Below are 16,029 nucleotides of genomic sequence, written 5' to 3' on the forward strand. Positions count from 1 at the left end.
TATAGTAATATGCACTATGAATAAAGATGTATATTTTTTGTTTGTAATAAAAATTCTAACTTTTCATTTTACAGGAGTATACTATTGTTATAGTAAATTGGTTTGCGTTATTAATGTGTTGCTCATTAGTTATCTCATTTTAATTACCAAATATTAAAACTATTGATTGATTTAGCACAAACTATATAATTTAAATTTAGCAAAAAGTTAGTTTTACTATATGTTATTTCAAATGTCAAGAAAAAACCACATTTCATGGTAATTATTTTTATCAATATTTCTAAGCCTTATACAAATAATAGTTATTATGTTAAACAACCTATTAAAAACTAAACTTTTTTTAGTTATAGTATCTCTAACTATATTTATTACTTTGCTAAATTTTAGTATATTTTATATTTTTGTGCCGGGTGATCTTACTCAAAATAAAACGATAATTATTGAACCTAAATTATCCGTAAATCAAATAGTTACAAAACTTTATTCTAATGAAGTAATCAAATATCCAAGAATTTTTAAGGTAATTGCTAAAATTTATTCTATAAAAAGACCTCTTAAAAGTGGTGAATATGTGTTTACTCGTAATATATCGCCTCTGCAAACTTTAAGAATATTAGCAAGCGGTAAATCTATAATACACAAGATAATTGTCCCGGAAGGTACGGTAGTTAGTGAGGTTATAAAGAAAATTAATGAAGAAAGTCGATTACTTGGAGAAATAAAAGGGATAATACCTGAAGGTTTTTTAATGCCTTCCACGTATTTTTTTTCTTACGGTGATCAAAAAGAGCAGATAATTGATCACATGAGAAATTTAATGTCTGCTAATTTAGATAAAGTAATGCAAAATCTTGCACCGGATTCTCCATTAAAAACTAGACTTGAGGTATTAACGCTAGCTTCGATAATTGAAAAAGAAGCCGGCTCAAATGCAGAAAAGCCTATTATAGCAGCAGTATTCATTAATCGTTTAAAGAAAAATATGAAGCTACAAGCCGATTCGACTACTATATATGCTTTGACTGAAGGAAAATTTAAATTAGCAAGAGCTTTAACAAAAAAAGATTTATTGCAAGAACTACCCTATAATACTTATTATATAAAAGGTTTACCACCCGGTCCGATTTCTTGTCCGTCGTTAAAATCTTTAGAAGCAGTGGTAAAATCTGCTAAAACGGATGCATTATTTTTTGTAGTTGACGGTAAAGGCGGGCATAATTTTTCTAACAATCTTAATGATCATAATAGATTTGTTGAAACTTATCGAAAAAGTTTGATTAAAGTACCTGAGCCGGCAATTGATCCTGAAAAACCATCTACTCGATGAATTTCAAAATTGGCTGCGTCGTCTTATAAGAGCTGTGGTGCTTATGTATTAAGTATACGCTCCGCTCCTTGCCTTATAGACTCCTTACTCTTTTTGAAGTTGATTTGCGTATATTTTTATCTACTTAAGGGATGTTATCATGAATAATAGTGAATTTAGTAAAATAGCCGAGACAACAATTGCATATATAGCAGAAAAGATAGAAGAGCAGGATAAAGAAGCAAGTATAGATGTAGATTTACAAGGCGATATATTAAACCTTGATACTGATAAAGGGGTATATGTAATAAATAAACAAAGTGCCGCCAAAGAAATTTGGTTGTCGTCGCCGGTTAGCGGTCCTTATCATTTTTTTTATGAACAAGGCGAATGGACAAATAGAGCAGGGCTTGAATTAATGGCTATTTTAACTGAAGAACTTAATATTAAATTTGATACTCGCCCCACTTGAAAAATTAGCAACAATGTCTTTGTAAGACCTCGGATGCTGAACGTTTAATATACGCTCCGCTCCTCGGCTGACAGACCGGTTACTCTTTTCCAAGTTAAACTTCGTATCACTACTCTTCATTTTACTTCGGAGTATATATGAAAGATTTTGAAACTGCCGATAGTGCCGAAAAAGTTTATGATTTAATAATAAAAAATGCTCCTACTCGTGCATCTATATTCATTGATGTTGACGATACGCTTATAACTCCTAAATCAAAAACTTTTAAGCAGTCGTCTTATAATCAAATAATTGATAGAATTAAGGAAAATAAAAGTAGTTATGACAATTATGAGGAAATTATCAGTAATTGGCGTTTGCAGCGAAAAGTAATATTAATTGATGAAGAGTGGGTAAAAGTTATAAACAAGCTCAAGGAAAAGTTTTCGGTTTATGGTCTTACACAAATGAATACGGGAGCATTCGGCAATATTCCTTCTATGCAAGATTGGCGATATAAAGAACTAAAAGAGCTGGGTATCGAATTTTCAGATAATGAAAAATTAGCAATTTATAATTCAGGACAAAAGGATGATGCTATTTTTTATAAAGGTATATTTATAACCGGTAATCACTCAAAAAGTGGTACTTTATCAAAATTTTCTGAAGAGCTAAATGCTAGTTTATTGTATTTGTTGATGATCATGCGAAGCATATTGAAGATGTAGGAGATTATTGTAAAAAGAATAAAATAGGTTTTTTAGACATTTTATTTGACGGGCTTAAAAATTTAACAGGCGAACCTGATCCTACACTTGCCGAATTTTAAGCATCATATTTAATAGAAAACGCTAAATGGCTTGAAGACATAGAAGCTTATGGGCTAATGGTCAGGAAGTAATAATTAAATAGAATACATGCATACATAGATATCGTCATTGTGAGTAGCCATATAGGCGGTGTGGCAATCCATAAAAAATAATAAAAATTCTGTAAATCAGAATTCTAATTTCAAATCTAGTATCCGCAAATACTTATAGGCAGATACATTACAAAATAACACCTTTGTCTAATACGTCTGTTTCAGCTATCAAAGTTGAGATGGAAATAATCGGCAATATGAGTGGTGAGGTTGTTTTAGATTTACCCTATGCATGGGGCAAATGCCTACATATTACAAGCAAATCAAAAATGTTAAGCTAGAAAATATCCTATTGGAAAATTACAGTTTAGAAATCAAAACTCGAATAAAGCTATTTTAAATACGGGAAAAATCAATATTATTCGTTTAAGCTACGCAATATATCAAAAAACCGGTAATCCTTGTGATATCCACGAAGCAATAATTAGACAAAATTTAATTCATTCACCGGGTTATGGGCTTTTTGCTACTCCCGGTGATCTAAATGGAAATGATATAGTAGCGTTTAACATTGAATGGAATAATATTCCTGATAGTTGGGAAACAATATCAGATTATGGTCTTGGTAAAAGCGTGAAATTTAAAGCTATGCCGATTGAATTATATAGTGCAGTTTATGCAGCGGGTGATTTACGTGTTTACAAAGTTGTCGATCAAAAAAATCCTGTATATCTTTCGTTACATGGTCAATTTGATTTTAAAGATTAAGAAATAGCTGCTTATATAAATAAAATTATCAAGGGACAAAGAACATTTTTCCATGATAATGATTTTCCTTATTATCTACTAAGCTTAATCGAGGGGAATCAACCTAGACATATAGGCAGAACGGGCTTAACTCATAGTTTTACTGCATTTATTCCTCAAGGTTTGGACAAACAGGATTATATAACGTTACTTGCTCATGAACATCTATATAATTGGACAGGGAAGAAAATACGTAATAACTTAGAACGATTAAATTATTGGTGGAGTGAGGGATTTACCGATTATTATAGCAGGGTTTTAGCCTTACGTTCTAGTGTTATAACGCTTGAGGAATTTGTAGAAGAATTTAATAAATTCTTTGAGAATTATTATTTATCACCTGTTATAAATGAACCTAATAATTTAATCGAAACAGATTATTGGCAAGATTATGCAGTACAAAGATTGCCATATTATCGTGGATTTGTTTTGGCACTTTATTTGGACAATTTCATTAAAGAGAATAATAAGAGTAAATCGCTGGATAATGTTATGCTTGATTTATTTAAAACCTCAAAAGAACAAGAATTTTCAAGCGATTATTTTAAAACAATAGTTAAAAATTATGTTCCAAAGGGCATAGATAAAGAGATAAACGAATATATAGAACAAGGTAAAACTATAGATTTAGCTAATGTCGCTAAAGTGCTGCCGATCGAGAAAATAACAATGTAGGCATATGATCGTGGTTTTGATAGAGATGCTTTAATAAATAATTATACAATAAAAGATATTGACGAAAATAGTAACGCTTATAAATCTGGACTTAGAAACAGGGACATAGTTATAAAATATGATTTTCCTAAATGGGGTTCTCCTGATCAGAAGTTACAAGCAACACAATTAAAGGCGAGTTTCAATTTAGACCTGAAAGTGCTAATAAAAAAGATATATACGGGTTCAAGCCTACTTTGTCTAAAGAAGATAAGCTAAAAATCAAAAAGTTTTTTAACAGCTAAAACTTCTTTTTTGTCTTAAAGTATTATTAATTTTTTATTAATAATATCCATTGACACAACAACATTTAAGTTATAATTGCGTCACGATTTAATTTTAAGGGGAAAAATCATGACAAAAAACTATACGGGGCCACAAATAAATAGCGGAAACGTCAATTACAATAATAATGATTGTAAAAACTTCAAAAAAAACATCAAGTTACTTTGACAGTGCTACAATTCATTTTCAAAATGCTACTAAAGCTGCGACAATTTCACAATGTTATGTTGCTACCTTTAGCAACGGAACATGCTATTAATGTGATAGAAAACGGTGCAAAAACTGTATGTTCCGTTCAGGGTTGTGTTTCTGATGTGAACAACTCTAATTATTCTGTTGTATCTACATTTGCTCAAGCAACTGTAGTAAGCCTTGCAACTTTTGCTTATTACAATCCTCCGGTTTTTATCGGTGCTTTTACATTAGGAGCAATTTTAATTTCGCCGTCCGATTAAAAAATACAGTAAAAACAGGACTAACTGCAGGATATGTAGCGTATGAAACTGTGGGAAGGTTTAGTAGCAGGAACAGCAGGTATAGTTTCTCTTATTACCGATAATATTTACGGTGATACCGCAAAGCTTGCCGGTGCTATTAATACTCACATGATAGAGTATTATAATTAAAATGTTGTCATACTCAATTGTCATTGTGAGGAGTTGCATGGTTTCTATGTCATTCCCGCGAAAGCAGGAATCTAGTAAAACATATAAAAACTTGTTTTTATATGTTTATTTTACCAAATATACAATTTTTGTACCAATAAGATTATTTTTACTGGATCCCCGCTTTCGCGGGAATGACATAGAGAGTTACGCACTAGTTAAACGCTTTATTATCTCTTCTCTATCAATCAAAGGTAAAACGCTTGCGATTTCCGGTCCTGATTCTCTGGCGGTTAAAGCAAGGCGAAGAGGTAAAAATAACTCCTTACCTTTCCTGCCTGTTCTATTTGTTATTTCTTTAGTCCAAATGCTCCAGCTATCTTTAGTGATTTCACCTTTCGGTAATAATTCTGCTGCTTGCTTTAAATATTCCTTATCTAAATTTAGATTTTCTACATTCGGAGTTTGATGGCAAATTTCCCACCAATCTTTTACATCACGTAATTGTTGCAAGTTAGGGCTTACCGATAACCAAAAATTTTCATCAATATACTCGGCATCTATTTCTTTAAGGCGTTCTTTTACTGTATCAAAATCTAAACTTATAAGTAATTTATGATTTAATCTTTCTAAATCTTCCGGCTGATAGATAGTTGGACTTTTAGAGAAACTACTTATCTCAAATTGATTTGCTAGCTTCTCCATTGATTTATAAGGCAAGATTTGTGCTGATGAACCAAGTAAACTAAAAAAGCTAGCGATTGCCATAGCTTCGATTCCGATTTCTTTTCTAAGAGTTGCGATCTCAAACCCTCCAACTCTTTTAGAAATTTTCTCATCTTTATTGATTATTAAACTTAAATGCCCAAAAGTCGGAGGAGTAGTATTTAAAGCCTCAAACATTTGCATTTGAATGGCGGTATTGCTAACGTGATCTTCACCCCTAATAATATGAGTAATATCATAATCAATATCATCAATAACTGAGCATAACATATAGGTCATACTACCGTCTGCTCTTATCACTATTGGGTCGCTTAAAGCCTTGCCGTCATATTTAACTTCGCCTTTGATCATATCATGCCAGCTAATCGGTTCATGATTTACCAAAAATCTATAATGCGGTTTTCTTCCTTGTTCTATATATTTCTTTGCTTGCTCTTCAGTTAGATTTAAGCTAGCTCGATCATAAATCGGTGGTAAACCTTTAGATAATTGAAATTTACGCTTTAATTCTAGCTCTTCAGGAGTCTCATAGCAGGCATATAATCTTTTTTTGTCTAGTAATAGATTTTTGATTGCATCATATCTACTTAAACGACTTAATTGATTAAATGTCTGATCCCAATTAATATTTAAAAATTTTAGATCTTCCTCGATAGCGTCTTTATATTCCTGTTTACTACGCTCTAAATCCGTATCGTCAAATCTTAAAATAAACTGTCCGTTATGCTTCTTTGCATATAGCCAGTTAAGCAATGCTGCCCTGATATTCCCGACATGTAACATACCGGTCGGTGACGGAGCAAATCGTGTTATAACTTTTGTCATAAATAAGTAATTTTATTAATTGTCATCCCGTGGCTTGACCACGGGATCTTGTATCACAGCCTGTGTCCTGAGACCCCGTGATCAAGTCACGGGGTGACACTAAACCATTTACGCCTGTTTCTTCTCTAATTTCGCTTTATTCTCTTCAATTAGCTTCATCGCATCATCTAAGCTTAAATTTAGAAAATCATATTTTTTTTGCACTGAAATAAATTGATCCATATATTTTATGTAAGGACCGAATTTACCGTATCCTATCATAATTTCCTCGTCGCTATCTTTATGAATACCTATTTTTAGCGGTAAGCTTAGAAGCTTTAATGCTATATCAAGTGTAATATCATTTTGGTTCAAACTAGCAGGCACGGGGCTACGTTTCGGTTTTACTTTGCCTTCTTGTTTGCCAAGTTGAATATAAGGTCCGTAAGGTCCTTTTTTCAGATATATTTCTACTCCGTCTTTATCCGTACCTAAAACTTTATTCTCATTAGGCATAGTGGCAGGCTCGCCTTCATTCTCGTTGTTATCGTTACCGCTAACAATAGATTTTCTAAAAGTACATTCAGGGTAATTACTACATGCTAAAAACGCTCCGAACTTACCAAGCTTTAAGCTAAGCTCGCCCGTGTTACATGAAGGACAAATTTTAGATTCTTTATTCTCACCGAACAGGTGATAATCAAGGGCTTTTTGTACATAGCTAATAATCTCGGTTATTTTCTGTTCGTTTACTGATTCAATATTATGGTTAAAACCGCTCCAAAAATTATTTAAAGCAGCTTTCCATTCAAGTTTGCCGGCTGCTATTGCGTCTAATTCGTTTTCAAGTCCTGCAGTAAAATCATATTCAACGTATTTTTTGAAGAAACCGACTAAAAATACCGTTACCAAACGTCCAAGCTCTTCAGGTATAAATCGTTTTTTCTCAAGAGCAACATATTTTCGATCTTGTAAAACCGATAAAATACTAGCATAGGTCGAAGGACGACCGATCCCAAGCTCTTCAAGTTTTTTCACTAAACTTGCTTCTGAATATCTTGGAGGCGGTTCGGTAAAATGTTGATTTGGAATAACTTCTTTAGTTTTCAGCGGCTCTTGTTCTTTTAAAGGCGGCAGCATTTTATTTTCTTCTTCAGCTTCATCGTCTATACTTTCACGATAAACCTTATAAAATCCGTCAAAGGCTATAGTCGATCCGTTTGCTTTTGCCAAATATTCTTTATTTTCCGAAGCTAAATTTGCAACTACCAAATCCATTATAACATTTTCCATTTGGCAGGCTATAGTTCTTTTCCAAATCAACTCATAAAGCTTATAATAATCCTTGTCTAGCTTTTCTTTTAAGCTATCAGGAGTATAAGTAATATTTGTGGGTCTTATTGCTTCATGAGCTTCTTGAGCATTTTTTACTTTGGATTTATAAATTCTAGGGCTAGTTGGTAAATATTTATCGCCGTAACTTTTATCGATTAACTTACGTATATCTGCTATTGCATCATTTGATAATGTAACGCCGTCGGTTCTCATATAAGTAATAAGCCCTATAGTTTCCTTACCTATATCAACACCCTCATAAAGTTTTTGTGCTATTTGCATAGTCTTTTTAGCACTAAAACCTAATTTTCTTGCTGCTTCTTGTTGTAGTGATGAAGTAATAAAAGGAGGTTGTGGTTGACGTTTTTGTTGTTTTTTTTCTATCTTATCAACATGAAATTTTTGAGATTTTAATTTTTTGGTTAAATCTTTGGCGTTTTTTTCGTTAATAATTGAGAATTTTTCTAACTTCTGATCGTTTACGTGAGTCAATTTAGCAGTAAATAGTTCGTTATTACTATTTTGCATTTTAAGGCTAATATCCCAATATTCTTCTGACTTAAAACGTTCTATTTCATCTTCTCGCTCACATATTAATCGCAGAGCCACGGACTGTACACGTCCTGCCGATTTACATCCCGGTAACTTACGCCATAAAAGAGGTGAAAGGGTAAAGCCGACTAAATAGTCTAAAGCTCTTCTTGCTTGTTGGGCATTTACTAAGTTAGTGTCAAGTTTCCTAGGGTTTTCAACGGCATGAATAATTGCTTTTTTAGTGATTTCGTTAAAGGCTATCCTTTTGAAAAAATCATCGGATTTAACTTGATTCTTTTCTTTTATTACCTCTGCAACATGCCATGAGATAGATTCACCCTCACGATCAGGATCGGTTGCAAGATATACTGCGTCAGCTTTTTTAGCATCTTTAACTATGGCATCTACATATTTACCGGCTTTATCGGAAATATCATATTTCATTGCAAAATTTTCATCAGGTAACACCGAGCCTTTTTTAGAAGGTAAATCTCTAATATGACCGAATGATGCAATGACCTTAAACTCATCACCTAAATATTTATTTATCGTTTTTGCCTTTGCCGGCGATTCTACTATTACTAATTTCATCTACTTATTATAAACTAATGATATTTTATTACCGGCGTGACGCATTACTGTCCCGGCGAAGTCTAATTCTAATATTACCGTATATATGATAGGAAGCGGTAATTCTATTTCTTTTTGTAAATATTCCAAGTCTATTATGGGTACTACCGATAATAATTCCAATATAGCAAGCAGTACGCTCTTTTTGTAACGGTTCTTTAACATATCTCGTATTTACTGTGCCTAGCTCAACAAAATCCTTAAATAATCCATCATTTTTTTTCATAAATTCTTCATATTGCGGTAAATTAGCTACAATATCGTCTACTGATTCCACTAAATATGCTCCCTCTCTAATCAATTTATTTGTACCTTGACATTTTGGATCTAAAGGAAAGCCGGGAACGGCAAATATTTCCCTATTTTGTTCAAGTGCAAATTTTGCAGTTATTAATGAACCGGATTTTAAGCTTGCTTCTACTACCACTACTCCTAAGGCTAGTCCCGATATTATCCTGTTACGCTGTGGAAAATGTTTTCCAAGCGGGGTAAAGCCGATAGGTAACTCATAATATTAAACCTTCTTCTGCTAAATTTTCAAATAGTTTTTTATTTTCCGGTGGATATATATGATCAATACCGCCTGCAATAACTCCGATAGTTTGAGAAATTGCAGCTTGATGTACGCTGCTATCTATTCCTCGTGCTAACCCTGAAACGGTTATATAACCTTCTTTTACTAAATCATTTGCAATTTTATGCGCAAAGCTTCTTCCGTTTGCAGCAGCGTTTTTGTACCTACTATTGCAACACATTTATATAGTATGATTTAATAACTCTATATTATTATAGCTTAATATTAGCAGTGGATCATAAATTTCAAGTAATAATTTTGATATTCCGTAGATTTATATGTGATGATCTTAGCATTGTCTTTTTCGAGAAGCTCTAACTCTTTTTCAGCATCGCTTTTACTGAAAAATTTAATTGGTTTTGACTTTCCGCCTCGCAATGAAAAATCCGGAACGTTATTTGTGGCAGTTGCTACATCACCAAATAATTTAATTAAACTAAAGAAAATTTTAGGACCGATATTTCACTCCTAATAAGACGTAAAATATTAATTGTTTCAATATTATAAGATATTTTAGGAGCAGAAAATAATTCTTTCAACATTATTTAGGGTTATTTGATATTGCGTTAGTGCTGTATGTCATTCCTGCCTAGGCGGGAATCCAGTCAAGCATATAAAAATTTGTGTTTTTATATGTTTATTTTGTTAAATATGTAATTGTTTATCAATCTTAAGGTTATTTTTTGCTGGATTCCCGCTTTCGCGGGATATGACATCGAACCATGCAACAACACTAGACAAGCCACGGTAGGACAGTTTTCCACTTTAATAACACAGTAGTAATATATTACAGCTTCTCTGCATGTGAGCTTAAATAATGTGCTATACCTTCATGTGATGGGGTAATTGCTTCCTCACCTTTATGCCAGCCGGCAGGACAAACTTCGCCGTGTTTTTGATGATGAGTTAAAGCATCGATTACTTTTAATGTATAATTAATATCACGACCGATAGGTAAGTCGTTAACTAGCATGTGACGTACTATGAAATCCTTATCGATTAAAAAAGTTCCACGCAAAGCAACACCGTCTTCATTAAGTACATTATATTTTGAAGAAATATCCTTTTTTATATCGGAAACCATTGGAAATTGTACTTGTCCAAGCCCGCCTTTATTATGCGGAGTATTTTTCCAAGCTAAATGGCTAAAATGAGAATCAACACTAACAGCTACTACTTTAGTACGTCTTTCGGTAAATTCACCAAGCTTATTGTGAAATGCTATAATTTCCGATGGACAAACAAAAGTAAAATCTAGGGGATAAAAAAATAATACTATATTATCCCCTGCAGCATAATTGCTAAGTTTAAACTTATCGTCTATATTATTATTAGGCATAATAGCTTTAGCTGTAAAATCGGGAGCAGTTTTGCCGACAAATACTGACATATTCATAACCTTTTATTAATTAATAATCTGATATGATATATAAAACTAATTATTATTACAATAATAAATCGTTATAAATTGCTACTTATCTATTTTTGTTCCCGAAGAAGAAGCTTTTAATTGGTTAAATATAGTTAATGCTTCGGTTATAAAACTACTCGGTTCTGAAAGATTTGCAGGTAAAATTACGGTGTTGGTATCTTTAGCCAAATTACCGAACGCACTAATATATTGCTCGGCTATTTTAAGAGCTACTGCATCACTTCCTCCCGTTTTTTGTACGGCAGTTGCAACAATCTCAATACTATTTGCCGTAGCGGTAGCGACTAAGCCTATTGCTTCAGCTTCACCTTTTGCCCTGTTAACTTGATCTGTATAAGAAGCTTCTGAATTCAGGACGATTTGTGCTTTTTCACCTTCTGCATGATTAATTTTTGCTTGTCTATTACCTTCCGACTCTAGAATTTGAGCTCTTTTTTGACGTTCTGCCGCTACCTGCAATTCCATAGCTTTAAGTATAGTTTGCGGAGGTTGAATATCTTTAATTTCATAACGCATACATTGTATGCCCCAATTTATAGCAGCCTGATTAATAGCTGCTACAATTGCTACGTTTAAAGTTTCGCGCTCTTCAAAAGTTCTATCTAAAGGGAGTTTACCGATTTCCGAACGCATAGTAGTTTGGGCAAGCTGTGTTATGGCATAGTAAGGATTATTAACACCATAAGATGCTGCCATTGGATCAATGATCTTAACATATAAAACACCGTCTATAGATAATGTTACGTTATCGTTTGAAATAGCTGTTTGAGCGGTAACGTCTATTGCTTCTTCTTTTAAAGTATGTTTGTATGCTACTCTCTGAATAACAGGGATGAGTAAATTTAAGCCAGGCTGCAGTACCTTATCGAATTTTCCAAGTTTTTCTACTACCCATGCTTGTTGTTGCGGTACAACTTTAACCATTTGTATTATAACTAAAATCGCTATAATACTGAAAATTAATAATGCATATTCCATAATTCAATACCTTTTTTTATTTCCACTCTATATTATTTTTAATTATAAAAAAAGGATTTAAGTTAAACGGTACTTAATTTTTTTTATCATTAAAATGGGTTTTAATTAGTTTGAGTAAAGAAAGAATGCTTGAATATTCTTCAAGTTGTTCATTTACATTTTGTATCTCATTTAAAGCGCTATTAAAATCTTTCTGCAATAAATACGTTTCAGCAGCTTTATTTTGTTCTAGTGTTTTAAGTAAAATACTTTGTAAAAATCTATAATAATAGTCGTCTAGTTTAGGTATATCAGACATAATAATAAACCATATAATTATTGGGTTCTTAATTTATATATAAATTTTTTAATAATTCAATAATTTTTAACTAGATTTACATATACTTAAGTCTTTATCTATTATGTCGGACTCTATATTTAAACAGTTAAGGATTGAATGAAATACATAATCATGGCTAATTTCGGTATTAGCATAATTTTTAATTGAAGATACTGATTTAGGATATTTGGCTTGAAAATCATCTGATACCCAAACTATAAGAGGTACGGTTATTTGTTCTGCAAGTAGTGGACCGCCGTGACCGTAATAACCATTTTCTCCGAGGGACTCGCCGTGATCAGATACATATAATAAAAATGCATTTTTATCTTTAAGCAAATCTATTAAATTATATAAAAAAAAATCGGTATATAAAATAGAGTTATCATAACTGTTAACTAAAGCAAGCTTATCGCAATCACTTGCATCTCCCTTAACCTTAATAGGACAGGTAGGGGTAAAATACTCAAACTCTTTTGGATATCTCGCATTATAGTTCCAATGGCTGCCGGAAGTGTGAACTACTAAAAATTGTTTCTCTGAGTTTGTGAGTATTTCTTTTATAAAAGGCAATATTTTTTCATCATGATCATTTAAAGAAAATAGGGCAGAGCCGCCCGGTACTATAGTAAAATTAACGTCATTATATATATTACTGAGGTCAAAATTTGCAAAACTCCTCATTAAAGTTTGAGTACCGATCCAGGTAGTATTAAAGCCAAGATTTGTTAAAATTGATAAAAAGCTGTTCTCTTGTCTACTATTTTCAATTTGACTTGCAGGATAACGTGAAAGTAACGACGGTACGGAAAGATAGGTAAGGTTAGAAGAAGATTTAGCTTTGAAAGAAATTAGGTTTTGAATAGTCTTTAAGTAAGGAGTCGTATCTCTTTCATAACCGTTAATACCGAAATGATCAAATCTTGCTGATTCTCCTATAACTAAAACACCGATAATATCTTTATCTGACTTATCTATAAAGTTATATTGTTTGCTAATATCTATACATGCATAATTTTTTTTACCGAAATTTCCGGCAAAATTAAGGTAGCTATTATGTAAATACTGAATGGGAAAATAATTTTTTAGTATCTTAAATGAAGGCGTAATAATGTTATATACAAAAATAAGTAAGCAAGCGGTAGATAATAGTTTTGTTACGAATGATTTAGAATTTTCGGCGGCAAAAGATTTGAGAGTATAAAAACAGGTAAAAAGGCAAAAAATTATCCATATTATTAACTTAATGCTGGTTAATTCATAAACTTCGTTTAAATCCGTTGAGAAAAAACTACCTATTACTTGTTTAGTAGGATTGATTTTGAAGAAATAAATGTAATAACTAGCAATAGCGGATGTTATAAATAAAAACCCCACGCCGATTTTTAACACTAATCTATGTACGCTAAGACTGAAAAATGCTATAAAAGAAAATATATAAATATAGCAAAAATCTTTTGATAACTCTAATATCCCTCTAAAGATTGTTGCTTTATAATAATCAAATTTATAAATCAATATTGCGGTATTAAATAATAAACAATAAATAAAGGCTAAAATCGCCGATAATTTAATTAATTTCGTATCTAAATGTTTCTGAATAGTTTTTAGCATAAATAATAATTAATAAAGTAATTTTTATAACTATCATGATCATAAAAAATCTTCAAGAATTTTATCGGCTTTTAATACCAAATGCTCCGCTTATCGCTATTGATTACGGAAGCAAAAAATTAGGAATCGCATTATCTAATCAAGAACTTAGTATTGCTATGCCCTTAAATACTATAACCGAGATAAATAAAAAAATTGTTATTACTTCCTTGCTTAATATCATCGAGAAATATAAAGTTTGCGGTGTTATAATAGGTCTACCGATTGATATGAGCGGAGCAGTAACGGAGCAAACAAATATAGTGATGAAATTTGCTGAAGAGCTAGCAAAATCTATAAATTTGCCTATATATTTACAAGATGAAAGATTAACTACCAAAGCTGCAAATAATTTGCTTAAATCGTTTGGAGTGAAAAGAAAAGACCGTAATAATAACGATGATGCAGTAGCTGCTAGTATGATTCTTGAAACCGTGCTTGATTCTATAAAAAATATTTAATTAGGAAAGAATTGAGGAGTTGTTGTATGGATCGAAAAACCTACTCAATGTCATCCCCGCGAAAGCGGGGATCCAGCAAAATAACTTTAATATTGATATAGAAGTGGCATATTTGACAAAATAAACCTATAAAAACAAGTTTTTATAGGTTTTACTGGGTGCCCGCCTACGCGGGAATGACATAAAACGGTCCATGCAACAAAGCCAAGAATAAATTACCTCCTATTTCACTGGGACAAATTTTACTAGTAGAATTTATGGAACCTATGGGGATTAGTCAAAGCAAACTTGCTCGTGATATTGATGTACCCGTTACTAGGATCAATAATAGAATTAAGCATCATCGTTTAATTGCCGCTGATACAATCCTTCGTTTGGGTAAGTATTTTAATATTAATCCTCGTTGGGAATATGCAAGACCAATATGATTTAGAGCTTGCAGAAGATGAAGGTTGGAAAATTACAGAAGATAGAATAAGAACCTTTTCTATGGCAAGTTAATTATTTATAACTCAATATTGTTACGCACTCAAAACACTATTGTAAAGATATATTATTTATGATAGAACCGATTCGGTAAAAATAAATAAAATATACTATGAAAATATTAATTTTAGGTGTTACCGGTATGCTGGGTAATAGCATATTCAGGTTTTTAAGTAGTGATAAAAAATTTGACATTTTTGCGACAGCCCGAAATAATTCAGCTCGTTCTTACTTTTCTAAGGATTTATCCGATAAATTAATTACAAATGTAGATGTTGAGAACCATGATGCGTTAGTTGAGGTATTTAATCAAACAAAACCCGATATAGTAATAAATTGTATAGGGCTTGTAAAACAATTGGCAGATGCTAATGATCCGTTAAAAGCATTACCGATAAATAGTTTGCTGCCTCATAGGCTAGCTAATTTATGTAAACTAGCTAATTCAAGGTTAATCCATATTAGTACTGATTGTGTGTTTTCAGGAAAAAAAGGTAATTATAAGGAAAGCGATTTTTCTGACTGTTATGACCTTTACGGTCGTTCAAAATTTCTTGGTGAGGTAGATTATCCGCATGCTATCACATTGCGTACTTCCATTATAGGTCATGAGCTAGCAGGCAATAGAAGCTTAATCAATTGGTTTTTAAGTGCAGAAGGTTCAGTGAAAGGGTTTGAGAAAGCTATTTATTCAGGATTCCCGACAGTAGAGCTTGCAAGAATAATAAGGGATTTTGTGTTACCTAATAAAGAGTTGCGCGGGCTTTATCATGTTGCCTCAAAACCGATTAATAAGTTAGAATTGTTAAAATTGGTAGCAGAAATATATAATAAAAACATCGATATTATTTCATCAGATGAGCTTGTAGTAGATCGCTCACTAGATAGCACTCGTTTTAATGAGGTGACGGGATATACGCCTCCTGAATGGCGTGAGCTTGTAAAGCGTATGTGTGAGTTTAAGTAAATTGTCATTGCGAATATAGGCTTGTACACGGAATCCAGCATAAAGTGAGATAAATCGAGCTTTTTATGTTTGTATTTTTTATAACTGGACCCTGTGGACA

Annotated in this window: 20 protein-coding genes; 11 read left to right on the forward strand and 9 right to left on the reverse strand. The window is 32.4% G+C overall.

Annotated elements, in window-relative coordinates:
- The first annotated feature begins 307 nt into the window (after nt 1–307).
- From mltG to RAF_RS10315, 7 genes are all read left to right on the forward strand, one after another.
- Entirely contained in the window at nt 308–1,327 is a 1,020-nt protein-coding gene (mltG, locus tag RAF_RS02270; protein ID WP_010977088.1) for an endolytic transglycosylase MltG, read from the forward strand.
- 139 nt (nt 1,328–1,466) lie between these two features.
- Nucleotides 1,467–1,778, forward strand: a complete 312-nt coding sequence (gene cyaY / locus RAF_RS02275; RefSeq protein WP_010977089.1) for an iron donor protein CyaY — start codon at nt 1,467–1,469, stop codon at nt 1,776–1,778.
- Between the two features lie 137 nt (nt 1,779–1,915).
- Nucleotides 1,916–2,485: a DUF2608 domain-containing protein gene (locus RAF_RS07585; protein ID WP_012719582.1), complete on the forward strand. Its 570-nt coding sequence runs from the start codon at nt 1,916–1,918 to the stop codon at nt 2,483–2,485.
- A complete protein-coding gene (locus tag RAF_RS10310) occupies nt 2,473–2,586 on the forward strand; it encodes a hypothetical protein (RefSeq protein WP_230453593.1) in 114 nt (37 codons plus the stop codon). Before RAF_RS07585 ends, RAF_RS10310 begins: the two co-directional genes overlap by 13 nt.
- 963 nt (nt 2,587–3,549) lie before the next feature.
- Complete coding sequence (locus tag RAF_RS02285) at nt 3,550–4,101, forward strand: peptidase (protein ID WP_012719584.1); 552 nt, start codon at nt 3,550–3,552, stop codon at nt 4,099–4,101.
- Between the two features lie 584 nt (nt 4,102–4,685).
- Nucleotides 4,686–4,880: a hypothetical protein gene (locus RAF_RS02290; protein ID WP_041472009.1), complete on the forward strand. Its 195-nt coding sequence runs from the start codon at nt 4,686–4,688 to the stop codon at nt 4,878–4,880.
- Between the two features lie 42 nt (nt 4,881–4,922).
- A complete protein-coding gene (locus RAF_RS10315; RefSeq protein ID WP_268738934.1) occupies nt 4,923–5,051 on the forward strand; it encodes a hypothetical protein in 129 nt (42 codons plus the stop codon).
- A 186-nt stretch (nt 5,052–5,237) separates the two neighbouring features.
- On the opposite strand, the gene gltX is transcribed toward RAF_RS10315, so the two are convergent.
- The 9 genes from gltX to RAF_RS02330 all read right to left on the reverse strand — a co-directional run bounded on the left by gltX (nt 5,238) and on the right by RAF_RS02330 (nt 13,976).
- Nucleotides 5,238–6,581, reverse strand: coding sequence for a glutamate--tRNA ligase (gltX, locus tag RAF_RS02295; protein ID WP_012719586.1), 1,344 nt, complete (start codon nt 6,579–6,581; stop codon nt 5,238–5,240).
- Nucleotides 6,582–6,689: 108 nt separating this feature from the next.
- A complete protein-coding gene (gene topA, locus RAF_RS02300; RefSeq protein WP_012719587.1) occupies nt 6,690–9,020 on the reverse strand; it encodes a type I DNA topoisomerase in 2,331 nt (776 codons plus the stop codon).
- A gap of 28 nt (nt 9,021–9,048) precedes the next feature.
- Nucleotides 9,049–9,558: a DNA-processing protein DprA gene (locus RAF_RS10705; protein WP_083762094.1), complete on the reverse strand. Its 510-nt coding sequence runs from the start codon at nt 9,556–9,558 to the stop codon at nt 9,049–9,051.
- A 7-nt stretch (nt 9,559–9,565) separates the two neighbouring features.
- The gene (locus tag RAF_RS10325) at nt 9,566–9,814 is read right to left on the reverse strand and encodes a DNA-processing protein DprA (protein ID WP_014410573.1); all 249 of its coding nucleotides are present in this window, start codon (nt 9,812–9,814) and stop codon (nt 9,566–9,568) included.
- A gap of 44 nt (nt 9,815–9,858) precedes the next feature.
- On the reverse strand, nt 9,859–10,092 hold the full coding sequence (locus RAF_RS10545; protein WP_327203438.1) for a DNA processing protein DprA: 234 nt from the start codon (nt 10,090–10,092) through the stop codon (nt 9,859–9,861).
- Nucleotides 10,093–10,420: 328 nt separating this feature from the next.
- Entirely contained in the window at nt 10,421–11,023 is a 603-nt protein-coding gene (locus RAF_RS02315; protein WP_012150652.1) for a peroxiredoxin, read from the reverse strand.
- An 81-nt stretch (nt 11,024–11,104) separates the two neighbouring features.
- Nucleotides 11,105–12,043 (reverse strand): SPFH domain-containing protein, encoded by a 939-nt coding sequence (locus RAF_RS02320; RefSeq protein WP_004996064.1) that lies wholly within the window; start codon nt 12,041–12,043, stop codon nt 11,105–11,107.
- 73 nt (nt 12,044–12,116) lie between these two features.
- Entirely contained in the window at nt 12,117–12,341 is a 225-nt protein-coding gene (locus RAF_RS02325) for a hypothetical protein (RefSeq protein ID WP_041471835.1), read from the reverse strand.
- Nucleotides 12,342–12,407: 66 nt separating this feature from the next.
- Nucleotides 12,408–13,976 carry a phosphoethanolamine transferase gene (locus RAF_RS02330; protein ID WP_012719588.1) on the reverse strand — a complete coding sequence of 523 codons (1,569 nt, stop codon included), beginning with the start codon at nt 13,974–13,976 and terminating at the stop codon, nt 12,408–12,410.
- A gap of 35 nt (nt 13,977–14,011) precedes the next feature.
- On the opposite strand from RAF_RS02330, the gene ruvX reads away from it, so the two are divergent.
- The 4 genes from ruvX to RAF_RS02350 all read left to right on the forward strand — a co-directional run bounded on the left by ruvX (nt 14,012) and on the right by RAF_RS02350 (nt 15,929).
- Entirely contained in the window at nt 14,012–14,476 is a 465-nt protein-coding gene (ruvX, locus tag RAF_RS02335; RefSeq protein ID WP_012719589.1) for a Holliday junction resolvase RuvX, read from the forward strand.
- Between the two features lie 266 nt (nt 14,477–14,742).
- Nucleotides 14,743–14,904, forward strand: coding sequence for a transcriptional regulator (locus RAF_RS09725; RefSeq protein ID WP_041472010.1), 162 nt, complete (start codon nt 14,743–14,745; stop codon nt 14,902–14,904).
- Entirely contained in the window at nt 14,888–14,977 is a 90-nt protein-coding gene (locus RAF_RS09730) for a hypothetical protein (protein ID WP_012150658.1), read from the forward strand. Before RAF_RS09725 ends, RAF_RS09730 begins: the two co-directional genes overlap by 17 nt.
- 97 nt (nt 14,978–15,074) lie before the next feature.
- On the forward strand, nt 15,075–15,929 hold the full coding sequence (locus RAF_RS02350; RefSeq protein ID WP_012719591.1) for a dTDP-4-dehydrorhamnose reductase family protein: 855 nt from the start codon (nt 15,075–15,077) through the stop codon (nt 15,927–15,929).
- Nucleotides 15,930–16,029: the final 100 nt, after the last annotated feature.

The organism is Rickettsia africae ESF-5 (genome assembly GCF_000023005.1).
Lineage (GTDB): Bacteria > Pseudomonadota > Alphaproteobacteria > Rickettsiales > Rickettsiaceae > Rickettsia > Rickettsia rickettsii.